The 2,060-nt window shown below is 37.1% G+C and carries 1 protein-coding gene and 1 pseudogene; both read left to right on the top strand.

Translation table 11 applies throughout. The features are described from left to right. Positions 1 to 101: 101 nt before the first annotated feature. Positions 102 to 287: pseudogene (locus CDZ78_RS19825) on the top strand (recombinase family protein); the annotation flags it as partial. A 119-nt stretch (positions 288 to 406) separates the two neighbouring features. Next, positions 407 to 1,855: an AAA family ATPase gene (locus CDZ78_RS19830; RefSeq protein WP_087871509.1), complete on the top strand. Its 1,449-nt coding sequence runs from the start codon at positions 407 to 409 to the stop codon at positions 1,853 to 1,855. Positions 1,856 to 2,060: the final 205 nt, after the last annotated feature.

The raw sequence follows: 2,060 nt of genomic DNA on the forward strand, positions 1-2,060 counted from the left end.
AAAAAAACAAGTGTATTTTTTACATCGCCATAAACACAGCTAATCACCATTAACAAGGCCTTATTTATAGTTAATAAAACCCATGTTAAAAAAGTAAACAGATGAAAATAGGTTACGCTCGAGTTTCAACATCTTCTCAAGATACATCACTACAAATAGACGCGCTTAATGCAGCTGGTTGCGAAATAATTTATAAGGAAAAAGCGTCAGGAAGTAAAAAAGACAGACCCGAACTTGAACAATGTTTAAAGTCTTTAAGGAAAGCTGATACGCTGGTTGTCTGGAGGTCTGTGCTTTTGATAAGTATTGCGACAGAACCCATTAAATTGTCCCGCTTTAGACGGGAAGCCTAATTCCGCATCCGTGACCGCGCGAAGTATAAGTCAGTAGCACCGGAACAAATATTATGAAATTAGAAAAAATTACTCTTGAGAACTTTCGGTGTTATCAGAAGCTTGAGATTAATCTTCATCCTCACATTACAGTATTAGCGGCAAATAACGGTGAAGGCAAGACTTCTATTTTAGATGCTGTGCGTATTGCTATGTGGCCATTTGTGAGTCAATTCGATTTGGCAAAAAATTCTTATGCTGATCCAGCGAATACTATTACTATTGATGATGTAAGAATTTTAAAATCGGTCGAACAGAAATCACAAATATTTGGCGCACTGGATTTAATGGCACGGCAATTCCCATCGTCTATTCTTACTGTTGGTGATTATCAAGAAAGCAAAAGTACTTGGCAGCGTTATCGCGATAGTGAAGCTAAAAAATCACAAACAAAAGATGATCCTGGAACAAAGATATTAAAAAAATCAGCTAAAGCTTTACAGAATGCAACTAGAGATTTAAATGTTGAACCTGAAAATTTACCTGTATTTGGTTATTATGGCACAGGTCGTCTGTGGCGAGAAAAGCGTTTAATGGGTGTTAAAGCAGGAGTAACTAAAAAAAATAACGAACAAATAAGAAGCTTTGCTTATCAGGACTGCCTAGACCCGGCATCTAGCTTTAAACAATTTCAAGATTGGTTTACTTCTGCCTATTTGAAAGTTATGGAGTATCAAATTAAGAAATTAGAGGATGGTGAAACTTTTATCGAAGTACCTAATGAACTCCGTAACCCAGTTAAAGTAGTGCAAGATGCGGTGAATGAAGTTCTAAAACCTGTAGGTTGGCAGAATTTACAGTACAGTGAGAAATACGATAAATCTTTAGTATTGAAACATCCGAAACATGGGGTAATGAAAATTACTCAATTAAGTGCTGGAATAAAAAATATGCTGGCTATGATAGCTGATATTGCTTATCGCTGCGTGCTTATAAATGGGCACTTGGGGGATAAAGCAGCAGAGTCATCACCTGGTGTGGTAATGATTGATGAAATAGATATGCATTTACATCCACAATGGCAACAAACAGTTATTACTTCATTGCGTCAAGCATTCCCAAATATCCAGTTTATTGTGACTACTCACAGCCCACAAGTATTATCTACAGTTCCTTCAGAAAGTATTCGTGTTATAAAACATGAAGTTGATAGTGAAACAGGTGAACTTATTTCAACTGCTAATAGACCATTAACAGAGAACTTAGGGCTACCATGTTCAGATGTAATGGCGCAATTGCAGGATGTTGACCCTATCCCAGATGTAGAACCTGCTCAATGGTTAAAAAAGTACAAAACATTTATCGTACAAAACGAATTAGATACCAGTGAAGCACGCGATATCAGGAAAAATATACTTGATCATTTTGGTGAAAAACATCAAGCCTGGCATGAATGTGAAAGATTAATTCGTCTTCAAACGATGAAAGAAAAGTTTCTTAGTACTCGATGTTCAAGTTTTTGATATTGAGAAGGTAAAATCAGGTATTCTGAGGTTGTTGTAATTTTATCGGTGTAAGCCCATGTTAATGAATGCCCCAGCCACCTTTATCCAAAGCTATATTGACGATTTAAATGATGCGCTCAATCAGCTAAAACCCGGAGCCGCTTTGACACGGATTCAAGCCGCTTGGTTGGGCACTTGTTTAACGGGCATACTGCTAATGAAC

The sequence above is a fragment of the Bathymodiolus platifrons methanotrophic gill symbiont genome, assembly GCF_002189065.1.
Lineage (GTDB): Bacteria > Pseudomonadota > Gammaproteobacteria > Methylococcales > Methylomonadaceae > Methyloprofundus.

Coding starts and splice junctions, on each gene's coding strand:
- CDZ78_RS19830 (WP_087871509.1), top strand. CDS start 407: ATGAAATTAGAAAAAATTACTCTTGAGAACTTTCGGTGTTATCAGAAG.